This window comes from Pseudomethylobacillus aquaticus (genome assembly GCF_003730115.1).
In the GTDB taxonomy this organism is placed as follows: domain Bacteria; phylum Pseudomonadota; class Gammaproteobacteria; order Burkholderiales; family Methylophilaceae; genus Pseudomethylobacillus; species Pseudomethylobacillus aquaticus.
On sequence record NZ_RJVP01000003.1, the window covers coordinates 168,275 to 188,810 of the forward strand.

General features: G+C 50.9%; 17 protein-coding genes and 1 tRNA gene. 10 read left to right on the top strand and 8 right to left on the bottom strand.

What is annotated here, in order from left to right:
• Positions 1 to 8 precede the first annotated feature (8 nt).
• The gene (locus tag ED236_RS07220; protein WP_240032068.1) at positions 9 to 737 is read left to right on the top strand and encodes a hypothetical protein; all 729 of its coding nucleotides are present in this window, start codon (positions 9 to 11) and stop codon (positions 735 to 737) included.
• 242 nt (positions 738 to 979) lie between these two features.
• Here the strand turns inward: ED236_RS07220 and ED236_RS07225 are convergent, their stop codons facing one another.
• The gene (locus ED236_RS07225) at positions 980 to 4,798 is read right to left on the bottom strand and encodes a DUF3683 domain-containing protein (protein ID WP_123237289.1); all 3,819 of its coding nucleotides are present in this window, start codon (positions 4,796 to 4,798) and stop codon (positions 980 to 982) included.
• A gap of 122 nt (positions 4,799 to 4,920) precedes the next feature.
• Between ED236_RS07225 and ED236_RS07230 the strand changes: the two genes are divergently transcribed.
• From ED236_RS07230 to ED236_RS07240, 3 genes are read left to right on the top strand one after another with little or no spacing between them, the layout of a single operon-like run.
• Entirely contained in the window at positions 4,921 to 5,436 is a 516-nt protein-coding gene (locus tag ED236_RS07230; protein WP_123237448.1) for a peroxiredoxin family protein, read from the top strand.
• A gap of 1 nt (position 5,437) precedes the next feature.
• Positions 5,438 to 5,851 carry a protoporphyrinogen oxidase HemJ gene (gene hemJ, locus ED236_RS07235; RefSeq protein ID WP_123237290.1) on the top strand — a complete coding sequence of 138 codons (414 nt, stop codon included), beginning with the start codon at positions 5,438 to 5,440 and terminating at the stop codon, positions 5,849 to 5,851.
• Positions 5,852 to 5,865: 14 nt separating this feature from the next.
• Complete coding sequence (locus ED236_RS07240) at positions 5,866 to 6,609, top strand: hypothetical protein (RefSeq protein WP_123237291.1); 744 nt, start codon at positions 5,866 to 5,868, stop codon at positions 6,607 to 6,609.
• A 108-nt stretch (positions 6,610 to 6,717) separates the two neighbouring features.
• Here the strand turns inward: ED236_RS07240 and ED236_RS07245 are convergent, their stop codons facing one another.
• Complete coding sequence (locus ED236_RS07245) at positions 6,718 to 7,236, bottom strand: SRPBCC family protein (RefSeq protein ID WP_123237292.1); 519 nt, start codon at positions 7,234 to 7,236, stop codon at positions 6,718 to 6,720.
• A gap of 259 nt (positions 7,237 to 7,495) precedes the next feature.
• On the opposite strand from ED236_RS07245, the gene ED236_RS07250 reads away from it, so the two are divergent.
• The 5 genes from ED236_RS07250 (at position 7,496) to ED236_RS07270 (ending at position 11,206) form a co-directional block, all read left to right on the top strand.
• Entirely contained in the window at positions 7,496 to 8,050 is a 555-nt protein-coding gene (locus tag ED236_RS07250) for a TetR/AcrR family transcriptional regulator (RefSeq protein WP_123237293.1), read from the top strand.
• A 60-nt stretch (positions 8,051 to 8,110) separates the two neighbouring features.
• Complete coding sequence (locus ED236_RS07255) at positions 8,111 to 9,067, top strand: carbohydrate kinase family protein (protein WP_123237294.1); 957 nt, start codon at positions 8,111 to 8,113, stop codon at positions 9,065 to 9,067.
• 68 nt (positions 9,068 to 9,135) lie between these two features.
• The gene (locus ED236_RS07260; protein ID WP_123237295.1) at positions 9,136 to 9,588 is read left to right on the top strand and encodes an outer membrane lipoprotein; all 453 of its coding nucleotides are present in this window, start codon (positions 9,136 to 9,138) and stop codon (positions 9,586 to 9,588) included.
• A gap of 98 nt (positions 9,589 to 9,686) precedes the next feature.
• Positions 9,687 to 10,433 (top strand): GNAT family N-acetyltransferase, encoded by a 747-nt coding sequence (locus ED236_RS07265; RefSeq protein ID WP_123237296.1) that lies wholly within the window; start codon positions 9,687 to 9,689, stop codon positions 10,431 to 10,433.
• A gap of 59 nt (positions 10,434 to 10,492) precedes the next feature.
• Positions 10,493 to 11,206 (top strand): lysophospholipid acyltransferase family protein, encoded by a 714-nt coding sequence (locus tag ED236_RS07270; protein ID WP_123237297.1) that lies wholly within the window; start codon positions 10,493 to 10,495, stop codon positions 11,204 to 11,206.
• A 39-nt stretch (positions 11,207 to 11,245) separates the two neighbouring features.
• Here the strand turns inward: ED236_RS07270 and ED236_RS07275 are convergent, their stop codons facing one another.
• Both ED236_RS07275 and ED236_RS07280 read right to left on the bottom strand, forming a co-directional pair.
• Positions 11,246 to 12,076: a symmetrical bis(5'-nucleosyl)-tetraphosphatase gene (locus ED236_RS07275; protein WP_123237298.1), complete on the bottom strand. Its 831-nt coding sequence runs from the start codon at positions 12,074 to 12,076 to the stop codon at positions 11,246 to 11,248.
• A 57-nt stretch (positions 12,077 to 12,133) separates the two neighbouring features.
• Positions 12,134 to 12,649: a c-type cytochrome gene (locus ED236_RS07280; RefSeq protein WP_123237299.1), complete on the bottom strand. Its 516-nt coding sequence runs from the start codon at positions 12,647 to 12,649 to the stop codon at positions 12,134 to 12,136.
• 118 nt (positions 12,650 to 12,767) lie between these two features.
• Between ED236_RS07280 and ED236_RS07285 the strand changes: the two genes are divergently transcribed.
• Positions 12,768 to 12,844: transfer RNA gene (locus tag ED236_RS07285), tRNA-Arg, on the top strand.
• 262 nt (positions 12,845 to 13,106) lie between these two features.
• Here ED236_RS07285 and ED236_RS07290 read toward each other — a convergent pair.
• The 4 genes from ED236_RS07290 to ED236_RS07305 are packed head-to-tail and all read right to left on the bottom strand — an operon-like array spanning position 13,107 to position 20,462.
• Entirely contained in the window at positions 13,107 to 16,463 is a 3,357-nt protein-coding gene (locus ED236_RS07290) for an SNF2-related protein (RefSeq protein WP_148042265.1), read from the bottom strand.
• Entirely contained in the window at positions 16,447 to 17,880 is a 1,434-nt protein-coding gene (locus tag ED236_RS07295; RefSeq protein ID WP_123237301.1) for an EH signature domain-containing protein, read from the bottom strand. The genes ED236_RS07290 and ED236_RS07295 overlap by 17 nt, the downstream gene beginning before the upstream one ends.
• Positions 17,864 to 18,592: an OmpA/MotB family protein gene (locus tag ED236_RS07300; protein ID WP_123237302.1), complete on the bottom strand. Its 729-nt coding sequence runs from the start codon at positions 18,590 to 18,592 to the stop codon at positions 17,864 to 17,866. The genes ED236_RS07295 and ED236_RS07300 overlap by 17 nt, the downstream gene beginning before the upstream one ends.
• 4 nt (positions 18,593 to 18,596) lie before the next feature.
• Positions 18,597 to 20,462 carry a methyl-accepting chemotaxis protein gene (locus tag ED236_RS07305; RefSeq protein WP_123237303.1) on the bottom strand — a complete coding sequence of 622 codons (1,866 nt, stop codon included), beginning with the start codon at positions 20,460 to 20,462 and terminating at the stop codon, positions 18,597 to 18,599.
• Positions 20,463 to 20,536 lie beyond the last annotated feature (74 nt).

Genomic DNA, 20,536 nt, shown 5'->3' on the forward strand with positions numbered 1-20,536 from the left:
GCATCCACATGGCTTCTGCTGTCTCGATGTCGCAACGCTGGGTTGCACTGTTCAGCGCGCTGCTGCTGGTCAGTGCCTGCAGCACGCCGGGGCCGGGCAAGCCGGTGCCACGTCAGGCCGACCGCAGCTCCATCGGTCAACTGATGAAGAACGACATGGACCGCATCGCCGATGTCGAGATCCGCGAGAACACCGAGAGTCTGCGCCTGCTCATGAGCAAGCTGTACAAGCGCAACCCGCGCGAGCTCAAAAAAAGCACCAGCGGCAGCGTGGAGGAAATGGTCAACTGGGTGTTCGATGGTGATCATCGCTGGGAATTCGAGGCCATCAACAATCGCCAGGACACTGCGGCGCTGTTCCTCGCCTTCGACCCGCAATACCAGGGTGACCGCGTGCTGCCCTATATCGTCGGCCTGCACACCATGCTGCTCAAGGCACACGGCTGGAAGACCGAGTTCTTCTTTCTGGACAGCATAGACCCGCAACGCCTGTACAACGTGGCGCGCAACGTCGAGATCGCCGCCTGGAAGCTGGCCAACGCCCGCAACAGCAAAGGCCAGCTGTATCTGCTCAGCAACGAGATCAATGAGCAGGAACGCAACCTGAGCTTCGAACGCGAGATCGGCAAGATCGTGGGCCGCACCGATCTGTACGCCATCACTCTGGCAGAAAAATCCGAGCGCACCATCACCCGCGTGATGCAGAACCTTGCAACGGCGATCTTCCTGCCGTTCTGATATCCCAGCGTTGCAATACCTTATGTCTATGGGCGCCTAAAAGGGCAGCATCAGTTGATACACCAACTAACAGAGAAAGAAGCTGGCCTGCCGGGCGAGATCGGCTCACACGATTAGCTTCGGCGGACTGCTGAAGCGAGTCCGCCCTACCTGCTTAGACGCGTGCCTGAAAACCTGTGTATGGATGTTAAAAAGCCGGGTCTCCCCGGCTTTTTAGTTGGCGTAGCTCAGGATATCCAGAATCAGAGCAGCACCTTCTCGATACCACCGTTATTGGCCTTGTGCACGTACTCCTGCATCCAGTTCTCACCCAGGATGTGCTTGGCCATTTCGACCACGATGTAATCGGCCTGAACACCAGTGTCTTCACCATAACGTGCCAGACCTTGCAGGCAGCTTGGGCAGGAGGTCAGGATCTTGACGTCCTGCTCGGGCGCACCCGGCGTCAGGCCCAGCTTCTCCATGCCCTTTTCCAGCTCTTCCTGCTTGCGCATCTTCACTTGCGTGGCAATGTCAGGACGGGCGACTGCAAACGTACCGGATTCACCGCAGCAACGGTCATTCAAGGCAACGTCAGTATTCATCAGCGCATTGGTGACCTTGAGCGGTGCGTAGGTCTTCATGGGCGAGTGGCATGGGTCGTGGTACATATAACGCACGCCGGTCACGCCCTCGATCTTCATGCCCTTTTCCATCAGGTACTCATGGATGTCGAGCAGGCGGCAGCCCGGGAAGATCTTCTCGAATTCGTATTTCTGCAGCTGATCCATACAAGTACCACAGGACACGATCACGGTCTTGATATCCAGATAGTTCAGCGTATTCGCCACACGGTGGAACTGCACGCGGTTGTCGGACGTGATCTGCTGACCCTTGTCGTGATTGCCTGCCGAAGTCTGCGGGTAACCGCAGCACAGATAGCCAGGCGGCAGTACAGTGATGGCCCCGGTTTCGTACAGCATGGCCTGCGTGGCCAGACCGACCGTGGAGAACAGACGCTCGGAACCGCAGCCCGGGAAATAGAACACGGCTTCGGAATCGTCGTTGGTCTTTTCCGGGTTACGGATCACCGGGATCATGGTGTCATCTTCGATGCCCAGCAGCGCGCGCGAGGTCTTGGTCGGCATGGCCTTGGGCATGGGGCGGTTCAGGAAGTGGATCACCTGCGCCTTGATCTCGGGCTTGCCCAGCGTGGCCGGTGGACGCTTTTTGAACGCCGTCAGCAGGCCTAGCTTCTTGGCGATGCTGTGTGCAAAGTTCTGCGCACGGTAGCCAAAGCCCACCATGAAGCTGCGCATCAGCTTGATAGTGGCCGGGTCCTTGATATTCAGGAAGGTCATCGCCAGCGAGGTGCCGGGATTGAAATGCTTCTTGCCCTGCTCGCGCAGGAAGTTGCGCATGGCGATCGATACGTCACCGAAGTCGATATCCACGGGGCACGGCTTTTCGCAACGGTGGCACACCGTGCAATGGTCTGCCACGTCGTTGAACTCGTCGAAGTGCTTGATGGAGATGCCACGCCGCGTCTGCTCTTCGTACAGGAAAGCCTCGATCAACAGCGAGGTGCCGAGGATCTTGTTGCGCGGGCTGTACAGCAGGTTGGCGCGCGGTACGTGCGTGCTGCACACCGGTTTGCACTTGCCGCAGCGCAAGCAATCACTGATGGAATCGGCGATCTCGCCGATGGCCGACTGTTCCATGATGATGGATTCGGCCTCCAGCAGGGAGAACGAGGGCGTGTAGGCATCATCCAGGCCGGAGCCAGCCATGAGCTTGCCCTTGTTGAAACGGCCTTCCGGATCGACCTTTTGCTTATAAGCCGCGAACGTGCTGATGGTCTTCTCGTCGAGGAATTCCATCTTGGTGATGCCAATGCCGTGTTCGCCCGAGATCACGCCATCCAGCGACTTAGCCAGCGCCATCACGCGCGCTACCGCAGCGTGGGCGTCCTGCATCATGCCGTAATCATCGGAATTGACCGGGATGTTGGTGTGCACGTTACCGTCACCGGCATGCATGTGCAGCGCGATGAACACGCGCGACTTCAGCACACGCTTGTGTATCTCGTCCAGCTTTTCCAGCAGGTTGCGGTATTCGCGGCCCGTGAACAGCTCCTGCAAGGGCTTTTTCAGCTCGCGTTTCCAGGACACGCGCAGCTCATACGACTGCACAGCGCGGAAGATATTCTCATAATGGCCGTAGCGTGCGGCATCCTCAGGCCCCAGCAGGGAAACCGGGCCGTCCGGGTTGTTGAGGATCAGCGTCCAGCGCTCACGCAGTTGTTGCAACAAGCCCAAGGATTGCACGCGCTTGGCTTCCAGACGCTCCAGATCAACCTTGGTGTCGTCGTCTTCATAGAGCGGCAAGTCACCGGAAATGAAGGTCTGCAGCTCGTCCAGCAGACGCAGCTTGTTGTTGATGGACAGCTCGATGTTGATGCGCTCGATGCCGTCCGAGTAATCACCAAGACGCGGCAGCGGGATCACCACATCTTCGTTGATCTTGAAGGCATTGGTGTGCTTGGCGATGGCGGCCGTGCGCGCACGGTCCAGCCAGAACTTCTTGCGTGCTTCGGCCGAAACGGCCACGAAGCCTTCTCCGCCACGCGCATTGGCGAGGCGCACGATATGCGAGGCCGACTGGCCGACCGCATCTTCATCGTCGCTGGCGATGTCCGCGATCAGCACCATCTTGGGCCGCTCGGAACGCGCCGCTTTGGTCGCGTAGCCCACCGCCTTGATGTAACGCTCATCCATGTGCTCCAGGCCGGCCAGCAGCGTGGATTCGGTCGCGTCCAGATAGTCCTTGATCTCGACGATGGCAGGCACTGCCACTGCCACGTTGCCGAAGAACTCCAGACACACGGTACGCACATGCTTGGGCATGCGGTGCAGGATGAAGGTAGCCGAGGTGATCAGGCCATCGCAGCCCTCTTTCTGGATACCGGGCAGACCGGACAGGAATTTGTCGGTCACGTCCTTGCCCAGGCCCACCTTGCGGAAGCTGGGGCCGGGGATCTCGAGGATCTCCGGATCGGCCAGCAGGGTCTTGCCGTCCGTATCAAAGCGGCTGATCTTGAAACGGGCAAGTTCGATATCGTGGATCTTGCCCAGATTGTGATCCAGACGCTCGATCTCCATCCAGGTAGCGTCTGGCGTCACCATGCGCCAGGAGGAGAGATTATCCAGCGCGGTACCCCACAGCACGGCTTTCTTGCCACCGGCGTTCATGGCCACATTACCGCCTATGCAGGAGGCATCCGCCGAGGTCGGGTCACAGGCGAATTCCAGCCCGGCGTCGCTGGCGGCTTCCATGGCGCGGCGCGTCACCACACCTGCACCACAACGCAAGGTGGCGACCTGACGGCCCACACCTGGCAAGGTGCTCATGGTGATACGGCCCAGCGTATCCAGCTTTTCGGTATTGATCACTGCAGACAGCTTGGTCAGCGGTACTGCACCGCCGGTGTAGCCGGTACCGCCTCCGCGTGGAATGATGGTCAGACCAAGCTCGATACAGGCTTTGACGATGGCGGCGACTTCTTCTTCCGTATCCGGGTTGACCACCACGAAGGGGTACTCCACGCGCCAGTCGGTGGCGTCCGTGACATGCGACACACGGGCCAGGCCGTCGAACTGGATATTGTCCTTGCGCGTGATCTTGCCCAGCTTGCTTAGCGCCTTCTTGCGCAGGGCTTCGATATCACGGAATTCGTTCTCGAAGCTGGTGACCGCAGCACGCGCGGCTTCCACCAGCTTCTGGACCTTGGTGTTACCGTTGCTACGGTCGTCGATGGCATTGATGCGGTGATGCAGGGCCTCGATCAGTGCCTTGCGACGTTTTTTGTTGGCAAGCAGGTCGTCCTGCAAGTAGGGATTGCGTGTGACCACCCACAGATCACCGAGCACCTCGAACAGCATGCGGGCAGAGCGGCCGGTCTTGCGCTCGCCGCGCAGCTCATCAAGGATGTCCCAAACTTCTACACCCAGGAATCGTATGACGATTTCACGGTCAGAGAAGGAGGTGTAGTTGTACGGTATTTCGCGTAATCGGGTGGTCATGAATCAGACGATAGTCAAAGAGGATATTGTATCACGCCGGTCAGACGCGACGAAAAGCCGGGAGTTCGACAATCAAGTGAAAACACAGGACAATGCGCCCTGATGTGGAGACTGCAAACAAGATGAACGCGTTTTTTCTCAAGCCACGTAACTGGCTGCTGCCCTTGATTTTAGTTGGCCTGCTGGCCTTTCTTGGCTTGTCCCTGAAAGACAAACCGACAGCGCCCGAGGTCACCTTCACCACGCTTAACAACGAGCAGATCACGCTGCAGCAATTGCGTGGCAAAGTGGTGCTGGTGAATTTCTGGGCCACGGACTGCCCAGGCTGCATCGCCGAGATGCCGCAGTTGATCAATACCTACAAGCAATACCATGAGCAGGGTTTCGAGCTGGTCGCAGTGGCCATGTCCTACGATCCGCCCAGCCATGTGCTCAATTACACTAAAAAGAATGCACTGCCTTTCCCGGTCATGCACGATGGCTTTGGCGAAGTCGCCAAGGCGTTTGGCGACGTGAAGCTGACGCCCACTGCCTTCCTGCTCGACAGTGAAGGCCGCATCATTCAGCGCGTGATCGGCGAACTGGATTTCACCCGCCTGCATCAACTGCTCGACACCCACCTCAAGAAAGCCTCCTGATATGTTATGGATCAAGGCCTGGCATATCATTTTCATGGTGACCTGGTTCGCCGGGCTGTTTTATCTGCCACGGCTGTTCGTCTACCATGCCATGTGCGCAGACAGCGCCAGCAACGAGCGCTTCAAGATCATGGAGCGCAAACTGTTCTACGGCATCATGACGCCGGGCGCGATCTTCACCATCGTGTTCGGCGTTTGGCTATGGCTGGGATATGGCCACGCCGGCGGCTGGCTGCATGCCAAACTGGCACTGGTCGCCGGCCTGCTTGTCTACCACATCTACTGCGGCAAACTGCTGCTCGATTTCAAGCATGACCGCAACACACGCAGCCATGTCTACTACCGCTGGTTCAACGAAGTGCCAGTATTGGCGCTGATCGCCATCGTGGTGCTTGTGGTAGTCAAGCCTTTCTAGCAGAATCGCAGCTTATGGACATTCTCAATTCCGGCTGGTTGATCAGCATGAGCAAGAAATCCGGCAAGACGCCACAGGCGCGCTTGTTGGCCCTGTTCGACCTGCTGGATGACTGGCTGGAAGCACCGCAGATACGTGACAACATCAGCAAGCAAACACCTGCCGCGACGCCTGGCACCGAGATGTTTGCTTTCCTGAGCGAACAGGCGCGTGCTGCTGGTGCGCTGCTGCCAGAGTTACTGGCTCAGCAACTGTATGCCATCGCCTACCACGGCCTGCTACAGGCACTCTGCGATGAGAAACCGCACCATGCCCTGCTGCATGCAAAAAAAGCGGCTGGCGCCCTTATCGCGGCGCTGACGGAAAAGGAAAGACGTCCAATCAAAGCGGCTTATGTCGCTACAGCAGGCCTGATGGTGGCCAGCTTCGTTCTGGGTGGCTGGTTATGGCAAAGCACGCCAGCAGTGGTGGTCGCCAGTGCCAATGCGCCTGCCCCTGTCGCCGCCATGCCGGTGCGCGTACACAACAATCCGGCTAACATCGCCGAGATCTACGCCACCATGGAGCAGATGCGCAAAGGGGTATGCCAGTTCCCGGAAGCCTTGCAACTGCCGGATGCGCATAAAAAAGTCTATTTGGAGCTGGTGGTGCAAGGCAAGATCCCCACTGAGCGCGAAGATCAGTTGCTGGCAAAAGCGCTGATGGAAAAAGTACGCTGCAACTACACGCCCATGCTGATGGCGAACTCGATCAGCTAGCATTACTCCACATCACGCAAGTCGCATCATCCCGCCCCGGCGGTCAAAAACAAAAAAGCCAACTCGCGTTGGCTTTTTTGCATTCTGAATCCCTGTAGCGACTGCAGCTTATTCGGCTGCTTTCTTGATCGCTTCCAGGCCGGATTTGAAAATGCCGGTGATGGTGTCTTTAGCCGTCTTGTCATCCTGACCCGCCTTGGCCGGATTGGATGGGTCCTGACGCTTGAACATGCTACGCCACACCACGGTCGTCTTGCCGCCTGCGCTTTGCAGCAGCAAGGTGGCGCTGTAGTCACGCACTGGCAGCACGCTTTCGGTGATCTCGTACTTGATGGTCATGCCAGCGGCATCGTAAGAAGTCAGGGTCTCGTTGATCTTGCCGCCATCTTTCAGCGTCAGTACGCGCGTAGCACCCACTTCGCCTTCCTTGCCGCCGGTGATCTCGGTCTTAGCAATGGCAGGATGCCAGCCCATTTCCCCAAACTTGCCCATGATGGCCCAGACCTTGTCAGCAGGAGCATTGACTTCGATGCTTTCCTTGACACGGATGGTTTCGTCAATCGCGGCAGTTGCCACCAGGGGCAGACACAGCGCCATGCCCAATACGCTTGCAAAAAACTTACTCATGAAACACCTCGTAATGAATTTTAATGGATATTCCCGACGCTGCTGCAATTCCAGGAGCCAACACTTTACAGGAATCCATCTCGATGTAAAGCCGCAAGACCCGCGCCGTTACTGGCTTACAGGCATACAAGGTGGGTGAAATCAACCACCACCACAACCACCAAGTGTGCATTTGGAAGTAGACTATACTGTGCGGTATATATTTTGTCAACGGCTTGCGCTAAACTAGCTTCATCTACCCGATGTGGAGACAGGCCCCATGTCCCTGCTCAAAGAAAAAATCCTGCAAGTCGCTTCGGATCTGTTTCAGACCCGCGGCATCAATTCCACTGGCGTGGACACCATCGTGGCCGTGGCCGGCACCACCAAAATGACGCTCTACAAGCACTTCCACTCCAAGGAAGGCTTGATCATCGAAGTGCTCAACGAGCACTACCGGTACTTCCACGCCTGGCTGAGCGAACGGCTGGATCGCAAGAAGCCGGCTGAACGCTTGCAGAAACTGTTTGATTTCATCGAAGAATGGGTCAGCTCGCCTGATTTTCATGGCATGGCCTTTTTGAAGGCTTCCGCCGAGTTCCCAGACGCCAGCAGCCCCATCCATGAACTGTCCAACACCCACTCGCAGCAGTTCCGCCGCTATCTGGCCGAACTCGCCGCAGATGCAGGCATCGCCGATGCCGAGGGCCTAGCACTGCAGCTGTCCCTGCTGATAGAAGGTGCGATGCAGGCTGAGCAGATCAAGCGTGGCTCGGGCGCCATCGTGTATGCAAAAAAAGCCGCCAACATCCTGATCAAGAGCAGCCTGCGTTAAGTTTGTTGCCTGTCGCCTGCGCGCTGGCGATAATCATGCTTTTGCAAACGAGTCTTCAGCATGCGCACCCTGATCTGCGGGTCCCTGGCTTATGACACCATCATGGTGTTCCCAGGCCAATTCAAACAACATATCCTGCCGGAACAGATCCACATTCTGAACGTGGCCTTTCTGGTGCCAGAGATGCGCCGTGAATTCGGCGGGACCGCTGGCAACATCGCCTACAACCTCAAACTACTCGAAGACGACCCGGTGATCATGGCCACCGTGGGTGACGATTTTGGCAGTTACCAGCAATGGCTGGACCAGCATGGCATGAGCAACACTCATGTCACCTCGGTGCCAGGCAGTTATACCGCGCAAGCCTTCATCACCACCGACCATGACGACAACCAGATCACCGCCTTCCATCCCGGCGCGATGAACCATTCGCATGTCAACAGCGTGCGTGATGCCAAAGAGATCGATATCGCCATCATCGCGCCGGACGGCCGTGACGGCATGTTCCTGCATGCGCGTGAGTGCTTTGAAGCCGGCATCCCGTTCATGTTCGACCCGGGCCAAGGCCTGCCCATGTTCAATGGCGAAGAACTGCTGCAGTTTATCGACATGGCCGACTATCTGGCCGTGAATGATTACGAGGCGCAACTATTGCAGGAGAAAACCGGTCTCACGCTTGAACAGTTGGCTGGAAAAGTCAACGCGCTCATCGTGACGCTGGGTGCACAAGGCTCACATATTTATGCCGATGGTCAACGCTATGTGATCCCTTGCGTTGAAGCCACATCAGTGGTGGACCCGACCGGCTGTGGGGATGCATACCGTGCCGGCTTGTTGTACGGTATCAGTCGTCACTGGGACTGGCCCAGCATAGGCCGACTGGCAGCTACGCTGGGTGCCATCAAGATCAGCAGCAACGGTGCACAGAATCACAAAGCCAGCCGCACAGAGATCGAAGACATCTACACCCGTGCGCTGATGAAAGAAGTGGTGGCAACAGAAAAAACGCAGGCGTAACACCCGCTCGTCAATCACTCGTTAATGCAAGTAACAAAAGACAGCAATTTCAAGCTCAGGAGCTCGATATGAACATCACCAAACTGATCATGGTTCTGATCTGCAGCGCGGTATTGGCCGGTTGTGCCAGTTCCAATTCCGGCGCAGTCTACAAACGCGGTGAGGCACGTCAGGTACAGACCGTGAAAATGGGCACAGTGGAAAGTGTACGTACTGTCAAACTGGAAGGTACCAAGAGTCCGGTCGGTACCGTAGGCGGCGCCGCTGTAGGCGGCATCGCCGGCAGCACCATAGGCGGCGGCCGTGGTTCTGCCATCGCCACTGTGATCGGCGCCATCGTGGGCGGCATCGCGGGTTCTGCGGTCGAAGAAGGTGTCACCCGATCGGATGGCCTGGAAATCACCATCAAGCTCGACAGCGGTGGCATGATCGCCGTGGTACAGGAAGCCGACGTGCAGTTCAAACCAGGTGACCGTGTACGGCTGCTGGAAAGTGGCGGCACTACGCGCGTGACCCTTTAAGCACAAGGCATTCATCCAAGCGTCAAGTTCCAGTCACGCCACTGTCATGTGGCGACCTTATCTTGCTCTGGTCTACTCAACAGGCCAGAGGAATCACCATGCTGGAACGGCGTTTATCACCCAAGGCAGCGGAGGACGATGCTCCGCTGCACATCAGTTTTGCCCGCAACCCGTCTGAAGTCGCTGAAGCGCAGCGCCTGCGCTACCGTATCTTTGTTGAAGAAATGGGTGCCAACTTGCCCAGTAAGGACGGTTACGACCGTGACGGCTTTGACGCTTTCTGCGACCACCTGCTGGTACGCAACAACAACGGTGAAGTGGTCGGCACCTACCGCATATTGAGCCCATTCATGGCCAATGAAGCCGGTGGCTATTACTCGGCGGCCGAGTTCGACCTGAGCCGTTTGAGCCCCTTGTTCGATCGTACTGTAGAAGTCGGCCGCGCCTGCGTGCATGAGGATTATCGCCATGGCGGCACCATCACCATGCTGTGGGCAGGCTTGGCCAAATACATGCAAACCAACCGTTATGAATACATGATAGGCTGCGGCAGCGTAGGCATGGGTGACGGTGGACACATGGCAGCCAGTCTTTATAATAGATTGCGTGAAGACTATTTGTCGCCCGCTGAATACCGCGTATTTCCACGTGTTCCGCTGCCACTGGATGCGTTGCGCAGCGACATGCCAGCCACCATCCCGCCATTGATGAAAGGCTACCTGCGACTGGGTGCTTATATCTGTGGCGAACCGGCCTGGGATCCTGACTTCAACACCGCTGACATGCTGGTGATGCTGCCGCTGTCGCGTTTGAACAAACGTTACGCAGCGCACTTTTTCAAATAACTGAACGGTTGCTTACGCCTTACTCTTCCAAGCTGACGCGTCACTGGCGATTGACGCGCATGGTACTGCACACGGTGTACGGTGTGATGATCGCTGGCCTGCTGTTACCCCACGTCAAACCGGCGTGGCGTGACCGGCTTATCTCGCACTGGTGCCGTGGGCTGCTGTCGCTGTTGAATGTGACCCTGCGCGTTCATGGCACACCACCACCATTCGATAGCCGCAACATCATGCTGGTCGGCAACCACATCTCCTGGTTGGATATCCACGCGCTGAACAGCGTCAAGGCGTTGCGCTTCGTCGCCAAATCGGAGATTCGTGGCTGGCCGGTGTTCGGCTGGTTCTCGGAAAAGGTGAATACGCTGTTCACCGAGCGCACGCGCAAACAGGATGCCGGACGCATGGTGGACATCACCGCCGAAGCGTTGCGCTCCGGCGATTGCATCTGCTTCTTCCCTGAAGGCACAACCTCGGATGGCAGCCACATCCTGCCGTTCAAGGGCAGCCTGATGCAGGCGGCCATCAATGCCGACAGCATGATCTGGCCAGTCACCATCCGTTATCCGGATGCCAATGACCAGCCCAACGTGGCGATGGCGTATTACGGCGACATCAGCTTGCAGGATTCCATCTTCAGTGTGATCGGGCAGAAAGCGCCTGTGGTGGAACTGCACTTCGGCAGCCCGATCGCCGCCCATGGACATGAGCGGCGTGGCTTGTCATTGCTGGCAAGGCAGGCGATCGCCAGCAACTTCCCTAACCACCCAAGCTGACATCACTGGCCGAATATCGATGGACAGATCAGCCAGAAGCTAATCGCCGACGGCCATCACTCCATCGCGCGGATCGCTAGGCACCTGAAAAACCTGCCGGTCTTGCAGGCGCAATGCCGTCAGCCGACCTCCCCACAAGCAGCCAGTATCCAGCGCCTGCACATCGTCGCGCTGTAGCAGACCCAGCGCAGACCAGTGCCCGAACACGATGGTGGTATCGCACGACTGCCGTCCCGGCATATCGAACCATGGTGCACAAGCGGCTGGCAGGTCTTGCAGCTCGCCTTTGAAACGGAAATCGATGCTGCCGTCCGGCTTGCAAACGCGCAAGCGCGTCATGGCATTGACGATGAGGCGCAAGCGGTCCATGCCACGCAAGCTGTCATCCCAGCGATCCGGCTGATTGCCATACATCTGCGCCAGAAAATCACGGGAATCAGGCGCATGCAGCACCTGCTCCACTTCCTCTGCCAGTGACACGGCCTGTGCTGCAGTCCACTCCGGCAGCAGACCTGCGTGGACCAGCAGATCACCATCGACCACATGCACCAGGCGCTGCTGGCGCAGCCAGTCCAGCAACTGAGGGGCATCTTCAGCGGCCAGCAAGGCCTCCAAGGTATCGCCACGATGGGCGCGGGCCAGACCTTCCGCCATGGCCAGTGCATGCAGATCGTGGTTGCCAAGTACGGAAACGACCGATGTTTTGTGTTCAACCGCCCAGCGCAGTACCGCCAGAGAACCATTGCCACGATTGACCAGATCGCCAAGCAGATACAGCTTGTCGTGGTCAGGGTCGAACTGGATACGCTGCAACAAGGCTTGCAGCGCGTGATAGCAACCCTGGATGTCACCTATCGCATAGTTGGCCATCAGGACTGCCTTGAGAGGGGAATCCCGGCAGCAGAGCGCACGCCGGGCATTACCGCTTTATTCTTCAGCGGCGGGCGCTTCTGGCTCGGTGAAGCTGGCGCCAGCCTGATTGCCCATATAGGCCACTGCACTCGCCACTTCGATATCACTCAAATCTGGGCTACCACCGCGGGCCGGCATCTGACGTATGCCTTCGATGGCATGCTTGACCAGCGTTTCGTAGCCCTGCGCGATACGCGGCGCCCAAGCTCCTTCGTCACCCAGCTTGGGAGCACCAAAAGCGCCAGCACCATGACAGCCCGCACAAATGCCTTGCACCACTTCCTCGCCGGTCTTCAGCGTCACCTCTGCAGAAGGGTCCGCCACATCAACAGCCGCAACGGGCTTGATACGCTCCTCGGCAGCGCTGGAAAGCACAGCAGGGTCCGCATCCGGCAGGTAGTTGTTCTGCACACCCAACACCATTTTGACGATCAGAAAAATGATCAAAGCAGGCGCGATGATCGCCCCCAATACCGCCAGGATCACCTGGGCGGGGGTGGTTTTAGGAAAATCGTGATCGTGCGCACTCATGACTATCTCATCCAGCGGTTAATCTAAAAGACCTATTATACGTGCAACCCGTGTCGCACAAAAGAACTGACCCGACTGGTATAATCGAAGTTCTTCGCATGTTCCATGCAAATTCATCGCGCCCGTAGCTCAGTTGGATAGAGTGTTGGTTTCCGAAGCCAAAGGTCACAGGTTCGACTCCTGTCGGGCGCGCCACTAACAATAATTAAACTATTGAAACTTGCACAAAACCAGTTAGTCTTGTAGTTGACTGAAGAAATTGAATACGTTGCCAACGTTTAGCCGCTAGGTTCAGCAAGCCCGCCTTGTGTTTGATGAGATTCCGTCGAACATTACTCATGAGGTTACTTATTTGCACTTGCGCGCTTGGTGGATCAAGATGCGCACCTCGACAAAACTAGGCAACTGAAGCTTTTGGTAAGGTCAAACTGTCAGACCAAATCGGAATTACTAAAAATTAATCAATCATCTTAAATATCATTTCAGGCTTTAGACCATCTTGGCCATGCAAACAAATATTGTCTTTTGAGTAATCGTTCCAGTTCTTATCGGCCGTTGTTAACCTTGTTGCATTGGTAATACCAATTTTCTTTACTGAGTGATATCTATCGCATTGATAATTTTCAAATGCTCTTTCTAGATCCTTACTAAATTCATTGGTTTTACTGGCGTCACTGACATGCTTACATTGAATTATGGCGACAATATGCGCATCAAACGATTCAATCACCAAATCAGCGCCGCCATCCCAAGATTTTGGTGTCTTTCTGACAATATAACCAAAAAGCTCTGAGTTGTTTCGAAGCTTATTGTAAACAAATTGCTCGTACTCTTGACCAGAGAAAAGATAGCTCTCCTCTAGACTTGATTGAGAATTAATACCTACACCAAATATTGGTTCAAATAAACCGTCTAACATTTCACCTTCGTTGGGTGGAGCAATAAGCACTTTTTTGCTTAAGTCACGTCTCTTGGTAAGTAAGTTATTAAGATTATGGTCAAAACATTTGTCAGGCAGTTCGGGATGAATTGCTAACAAATAGTGCACATGAACATCTGACTTTTGACCAATTCGATAAATGCGATCAGTCGCTTGATCTTCAACTGCAGGATTCCACCAGCGAGTTAAATGAATCACATGATTTGCAGCGGTCAACGTTAAACCTACTCCACCAGCTCTTGGTGATAAAAGCATCACATCAAAAACGCCTGTTTCTAATTGAAACTTATCAACCCTAGCCTGCCTCGCGCCAGAATCTACTTGACCATTTATGACCATAGGCAGCTCTTTTAACTGATACCTAGCTCTGATCATATTGCGTAAAAAGTCCGGACTGTGCCACTCGTTATACTCAACAAAAATGAGCGCTTTTTCTTTGTTTGCTGCCACCTTGTCCAAAATATCAAAACACAATTTCAACCGCGCCGAACTATTAATAAAAACATCATCACTAGAATAGTGTTTTAGTTTTTTATAATCAGGATGTAATGAATATGCCCTTAGCTTATGAAGAGCCTCTAACATAGCCCCCTTTCTATTTTCAGCATTACGCAATTGATTGATTACATCGCTGTAAACAGCAGCTTGTTCTACGGGCATAGTTAATTGATGTTCATGCACATGCTTTATCGGCAAACCTGGTAACTCATCCTGCTTCATTCGTCTCAGCATATATGCAGGCGCATTGTTGACAGGTTTAATCAAACCATCCTGCAACTCTTGCAACCGTTGCATGGCTAACTCTCCTCCATCAACCATTACTTTTTCATACTTGTTGCTAAATTCTTTAATTGATCCAAGCAAGCCAGGTTGCAAAACATCAGTAATCGCCCATAAATCAGCAAGTCTGTTTTCAACAGGAGTACCTGTCATCCCTATCCAAAAATCACAATTTAAGCTACATGCAGCTGTGTAATTCTGAATGCCAGGATTTTTCAATTTTTGCATTTCATCAAAAATAACAGCAGTGAAGCTAACGGCACTAAAACTTGTCTGATAACGTGTCAATGTGTCATAAGTAGTCAACACCAATCCAGCATTTTTCAGCTTTTGTAAATTTAATCCGTTGCCAGCGCGCATACCCTGCAATTGATGGCCGTAAACCCGTTGTAGAGCACCTAATCCCTGCACAAGGTGCTTTTCAATTTCAGCTTCCCAATTTTTTAACAACCCTGTTGGTGCAACTATCAATAAGGGCTTTTCTGACAGTTCTTTATTTTCAATCCCAGTTCTTAACCACGCAAAAAACATCAGTGACTGAAATGTCTTGCCAAGCCCCATATCATCAGCCAATAAAACACCCCTTGAGCCTGCACGGTAATGACTATATAACCAATTCAATGCTTCGATTTGATGAGGTTTAGGCTGCGACCTGACATTATGCGGTATGCCAGTCTCAGAAGGCACTGCGTTACGAGGCACTCTTAATACCGAAAACTCAACACTTTCTAGATTTTCTTTAACCAACATGACTGAGTTAGATCCAACAGTCTTTTGTATTGGCTCTTCTTTTGAACCCGTGTTGAGTGTCGGTCTTGCAGGTAACAAAGCCCTCAAAGACGACTTTGTATTATCCGTCACAGGTATTTGTGTTCCATTAAACTCAATTGTCTTAAGGCCTGCCTTCTCTCCTTTTTCTACTGAGATCAGTAAGCTCTCAATCTCTTCTGTTTTCAACTCAATTCGTGTGCCACCTATATCAATCCCTTTAGGTAAATCTGGTAACTCATGGCTGGGTATCCAATCATTAGGGGGGATTTGAACCCAAGGAATCACTTTTGCTGACCACTCACCAATCCCAACCACCCTGTCAGAAAAAATACTTTCAAGGTGAATTTCATCTATTTCACCTTCCAGCGCTTCGGCAAATGCAGCTCTAGGATTCTTTAAGAAGTTCTCTTTTTCCTCCTTACTAGCATGTTGAATACGATGCACAACTTTTAAAGTCTTATTGAGCGACTCGCTCAACATCAGATACTTACCGACACCCAAGCTGTAATAAGGCAAAAGTTGAGTGCTGTTACTAAAATATTCAGCATATCTATGCTGTTCGCTTGGCGGCAGAATGCTCTCAAACACTGGAGTATCAGATGCATGCTCAGTATGTCTTAGCAACACAGGTCGTATTTGGTAAGAGTTAGCGTCAGGAATGGCTTCTAGGCGAAATGCATTGGCAAAATAAAGCTTAAGGTTTGCAATTTCATTTGAAGTATTAAACATGCTTTGCTCTTCTGCTGGCAGCAAACTTTTCAAAGACTGCATTTGCTCAAGCACAAGCAAGCGGGCGTGCGTATTTTCCGCAGAATCAAAGATTTTTTGAATATTGTCTAGCGATTCAGCAATTTTCCAAGCGTGTGTTGTTAAAAGATATTTTTCATCACCTACCCACAAAAAACCTGACTCTCTTTTTGGTCGTGTAATTGAGCGACCGTTGCTTTGCACCCAATGGTATTCAATACTAAAGGTCTGTTGATGAAGCAACCCTTTGCTTTCAATATGGATGCCTCCAGGAAAATAGGGCGGTAAATCTAATAGCGTTTGAATAAACTGGTCTTGACCTTCGAGGCTACTCATCAAAATGTCAAAAGGGATTCGGACTTCATCCAATGACTGCAAAACTTCCGATAAATCATTCATCTTCACAAGGTCTAGCAACCAAATTGCGCCAGAATGCTTAGAATCTACCCAAGCATCAATTGGCAAGTGAGACTGACCATTGAACAACCTAAATGAAACCAGCCAACAATCTTGCAAAAAAGCCTGTGATTGCAGCGTTAGCGTTTGGGGTAGTTTTTTTCTAAATCCGAAAATCACGTTGATACACCCTTACTCCTGTATGTTCGTATATGAATTGAGCTAATCGGTTTTGCCACAAATAGTTATCACTGCTTTGATGACTAATGCCATCTTGCACATGGGAATCAACAATTTGCATTGAAGGGGCTCTTAATAAATCGCCACTATACTGAGGCTTATATATTTCGGGACAGAATCTGTCATCAACTTTCCAAGCGCGACACTTACCATCATGACTCCAGTCTGCCAGAACCAAATCACCAATTTTAACGATAAGTACACTATGGTCTTGTTTAACTGCTCCGTTCAGGTTCGCGGCTGAAATCTTTTCACCAAAAACCCTACGTGCGTAGTACTTTGCATCCACCCCCAAGACCACCCACGCGTCCTCGAATGCATGTATCTTGTAATATGCATTCCAAAAGGCTTTTCTGTAACTCCAATGACTATCCTTTGCAACTTGATCAATAATTTCAAAGAATTGATTTAACGTTTCCCCAATTAGCCAGCGAAGCATTATCTTCTTATATTCAGACCGAACAGCATGCCAATGCATCCGATCATGCACAGGTAGTCTGAGATCATTAAAATGCTGCAAAAGCCAATCTCGTACTGCTTTCTGAACTGGCTCTCCCAATTGCTTACCGTTTAACCACGGTGAAATTAAAGCTTCAATGAGTTGTGTTTTTCTTTGCGGGAATCGTAGCTTGTTTTCATGCATGTGATAGTTTTGAACAGCATTTATCAACTCAGCACTTGGACTATCAATTAATCTCTTGAGTAGCTGGTCGCCAACAACAGCAGCAAAGCCAACCTGAGCAAGCTCGCCCTCTAATCCAGTTCTTTCAGAAAACAACCGCCAATCATTTTTGCATTCTATAAACTCATTAACTATCACATCCAATTTCGGTTTTTTTGCAAAAAGTGAATACTGCATTTCACGCTTATGCCACCTTATTAACCTGTCTTTTAGTTCTATAGAATTTATTGCTTCGCGGATTGCAGAATTTTGTCGCTCAAACGACTCGTGATGGGTGCTAAGTTGTTCATAGTCTCTTAAATAAATATGAATCAACCGCCGCCAGTCACGAGCAGTGCCATATTGCTTTAACCATAGAAGATAGCTATTTAAAAAACTTAAGTCCGAACCCAGTTTCTCCGTGCCCATCCAAAGTACATAAGGCGTTTTTTTCCAATCTTTAACTAAAACAGCTTCATAACTAGCATGCTTAGCTGCATCTGAAAGCCTTTTAAATACTGCATCAAGCTCAAAACGTGATGGCTCTTTTGGCGTACCTGTGAGCTGCGATAAAATTGGCGCAACCTTTTGGGCAAAAGTAGGCAAAGTAAATGACTTAACAGTTAAATATGTTCTGACGTAATGCCTAATCGCCCCCTTGGTATAGGCTATATTTTCGCTACTTTCCAATTGCATTCTTCAACCTCTCAACATCTTTAGGTGTTGGTGAGCGCATAATAAATCTGAGTTCAATACGCCTATTTAATGCATGGTTATTAGGTTGAGAGGGGTCTGCTGGTCGTCTGGCTTGATAGCCACTCACATTTAACACTGGTACACCAATTGTGTTTTTGATGCCCTCATTAAGAAAAGGCTCTGCAAGCGTAATTTGCTTAAAAACAGAAATTGCGCGTTGAGCTGACAGTAGCCAGTTATGTTCAGAAGAGCCTGTTGAATCTGTGTGACCCTCAATAAAAACCGCATCCAACCCATCTTTACTTGCCAGATTCAGTGACTCACAAGATTGCTTTTTGCTCTCGTCATTCGACACTGAAATGCATGGCAGATACTTGGCTAAAACACCAGCTAATTTTTTAATATTTTCTTCACCGTTGTTATTCAGCTCAAACTCATTTACACCAAATAAGATACTTTCAGGCAACCGCAGAACACCTTGCTCTGTATCAATCGCAACTTGCACACCCAAATCATCCAGCGAATTTTTGATCTCTTTTAGAATTTTGTCTCGTGATTCGTTTAGCTTTGTGACCGAGTCCGCCGCAGTTTTGAAGTCATTTGCAACAATCATCAGCAAGATAATGAAAATAAAAATGATGCCGACAAGCATATCTGTGAAAGAGGCGAAATAACTCTCATCATGCGACTCATCTAAGTGTTGAGTTTCCATTTAATTATCTCGGCTTAAATGGATCTTGATTTTTGCTGGCATTTTGCTCACGCTCGTCCGTAAGCTCATTAATTGCACCACTTAACTTGCTAACTGCATCTGCAAATTGATCATTGAGCGCTTTGACATAAACTTCAACACTTGACCTAAACGACTCACTTCCTTCAGCTAACTGCGTAAATGCATTACCTAAGTCGTTATCCACTTTATTGAAGCGAGCTTCATAATGGTTCCACAATGATGGGATCGTTTCTGAAAAAGCCTCTAGCGCTTTTAACATGATCTGTAACTCGCCTTGGTTCTGCTGTATTCGCGCTTCAGTGGCTTTAATTGCCTCAAGTGCACTGGTGAACGCCAAAGATGCCTGACTTAAAGGCTGGGTTGAGTTGCTCACTTGATTGGAGGCACGCTCTAAAGCTGAAATGGTATCTGCAATACCCTCTGCGGCATCACCAAATACTTTCACATTCGCATTAAAACGTTGCCCTGCATTATCTATAGAACTAGCTGAATTCTTAAAATCACCTGACGCCAGCGCAATAGTTCCACCAGCTGATTTAAGTTGCTCAGCAGTGTTGGAAATTTTTGCAAGTGACTCATTTAATAACTTTAATAGTTCGCTTAACGGATTAAAGTTTGTAGCTATTTGATTGACCGCTTCGGCTAGCTGGTTTGAGGTTTTATTGTTTACATCAGCAGCTCCACTAATGCTAGCGCCAGCATTTTGAATCTTGTTTGCAATGATCTCTAAAGCATTAAGGGCTTCACCAAATTGACCTATACCTTGTTGTACCGGTAGAAAAGTAGTGATGAACGAGTCAAGCACGGAAGCTAAACGTGCACTGGACTCTTTGGTGTCAGTGCCAAAGTTTTTACTCATAATTTCAATACTTAAAACCAGCTTATTGAGCGATTCACGTAAACTTTTAACGCTCTCAATCAAGCCATTCATATCATCACCTGAGCTTTGACGTAGTTGCGCCAAAAACTCTTGCAACACTTTTTCCAAAGCATTTTCACTGCTGCCGGTAAATTTCTGAGCGAGATTCCTTATTTCATTTGCCAATGGTTCCAGTGCTGCTGCGACGCTTGCAGGCAGTTGATTGCTGAGCACTTCGCCAATCCCATTAGAAATATTGGTCGCCATGTCATTCAATGCCAAAGTATGCTTTTGTTGCTCAGCATAGTTTTCGTGTAGTAGCTTTTCTGTGGATTTGTACTCGGTGTACTCCTCAAGGAGCCTAGTAAACTGGTTGAGATTATTTTGGAAATTTTTAAGCCGCGAGCGTTGAACCCAAGATAAAACCAGGCTAGAACCAACTCCAGCAATAGAACTAATAAACTTAACTGAAGCTACTGCCAACAAATTTTTTAAAGCATCCTGCCCTTTACCATCAGCAAGACCTTCTTGAGCTACATGAAGCGCTGCCGCCAAACCAATAAATGTAAAGAATAAACCTAGGCCAATTAAGTAGTTTGGGAATGCCAAGAATTGTGGCAGGTTTAATTTGGAGTTAAGAATTGCGTTACGATTAAAATACTCTGCTGGCCGATGCGATATGAATATTCTTCTGTTGGGAGTATCAATAAATACACTTTCGATAAACTCATCCCACGCATGTTGAATGGATGGAATTTTTTTAAAACTTTGGTCTAATTTATCAAAATAGTCATAGAAGTTTTGATATCGATTATCAGCACCTAATTTTTTAAGTTCATTTACCGCTATCTCAATTTCTAAATTTAGTTTTCTAATACTAAAAATTGCTTGCAAAAAAGGAATAATAAAAACCACTAGAATGATTAGAACAAAAACCCAAACTGTATTTGGATTAGTGAGCAAATCTATAAAGTACTCGGTAGAAATCATTGGTAATCCATTTTTATTTGTATGCTGTTAAATTTATATAACAATGCCCATAAGTTCAAAATAATTCATAAAAA

Excerpts from the sequence above, each read along its gene's own strand:
- ED236_RS07240 (WP_123237291.1), top strand. The coding sequence starts at position 5,866 with ATGGACATTCTCAATTCCGGCTGGTTGATCAGCATGAGCAAGAAATCC.
- ED236_RS07280 (WP_123237299.1), bottom strand. The coding sequence starts at position 12,649 with ATGAGTGCGCACGATCACGATTTTCCTAAAACCACCCCCGCCCAGGTG.
- ED236_RS07270 (WP_123237297.1), top strand. The coding sequence starts at position 10,493 with ATGGTACTGCACACGGTGTACGGTGTGATGATCGCTGGCCTGCTGTTA.
- ED236_RS07260 (WP_123237295.1), top strand. The coding sequence starts at position 9,136 with ATGAACATCACCAAACTGATCATGGTTCTGATCTGCAGCGCGGTATTG.
- ED236_RS07220 (WP_240032068.1), top strand. The coding sequence starts at position 9 with ATGGCTTCTGCTGTCTCGATGTCGCAACGCTGGGTTGCACTGTTCAGC.
- ED236_RS07275 (WP_123237298.1), bottom strand. The coding sequence starts at position 12,076 with ATGGCCAACTATGCGATAGGTGACATCCAGGGTTGCTATCACGCGCTG.
- ED236_RS07225 (WP_123237289.1), bottom strand. The coding sequence starts at position 4,798 with ATGACCACCCGATTACGCGAAATACCGTACAACTACACCTCCTTCTCT.
- ED236_RS07305 (WP_123237303.1), bottom strand. The coding sequence starts at position 20,462 with ATGATTTCTACCGAGTACTTTATAGATTTGCTCACTAATCCAAATACA.
- ED236_RS07245 (WP_123237292.1), bottom strand. The coding sequence starts at position 7,236 with ATGAGTAAGTTTTTTGCAAGCGTATTGGGCATGGCGCTGTGTCTGCCC.
- ED236_RS07255 (WP_123237294.1), top strand. The coding sequence starts at position 8,111 with ATGCGCACCCTGATCTGCGGGTCCCTGGCTTATGACACCATCATGGTG.
- hemJ (WP_123237290.1), top strand. The coding sequence starts at position 5,438 with ATGTTATGGATCAAGGCCTGGCATATCATTTTCATGGTGACCTGGTTC.
- ED236_RS07230 (WP_123237448.1), top strand. The coding sequence starts at position 4,921 with ATGAACGCGTTTTTTCTCAAGCCACGTAACTGGCTGCTGCCCTTGATT.
- ED236_RS07265 (WP_123237296.1), top strand. The coding sequence starts at position 9,687 with ATGCTGGAACGGCGTTTATCACCCAAGGCAGCGGAGGACGATGCTCCG.
- ED236_RS07295 (WP_123237301.1), bottom strand. The coding sequence starts at position 17,880 with ATGCAATTGGAAAGTAGCGAAAATATAGCCTATACCAAGGGGGCGATT.
- ED236_RS07250 (WP_123237293.1), top strand. The coding sequence starts at position 7,496 with ATGTCCCTGCTCAAAGAAAAAATCCTGCAAGTCGCTTCGGATCTGTTT.
- ED236_RS07300 (WP_123237302.1), bottom strand. The coding sequence starts at position 18,592 with ATGGAAACTCAACACTTAGATGAGTCGCATGATGAGAGTTATTTCGCC.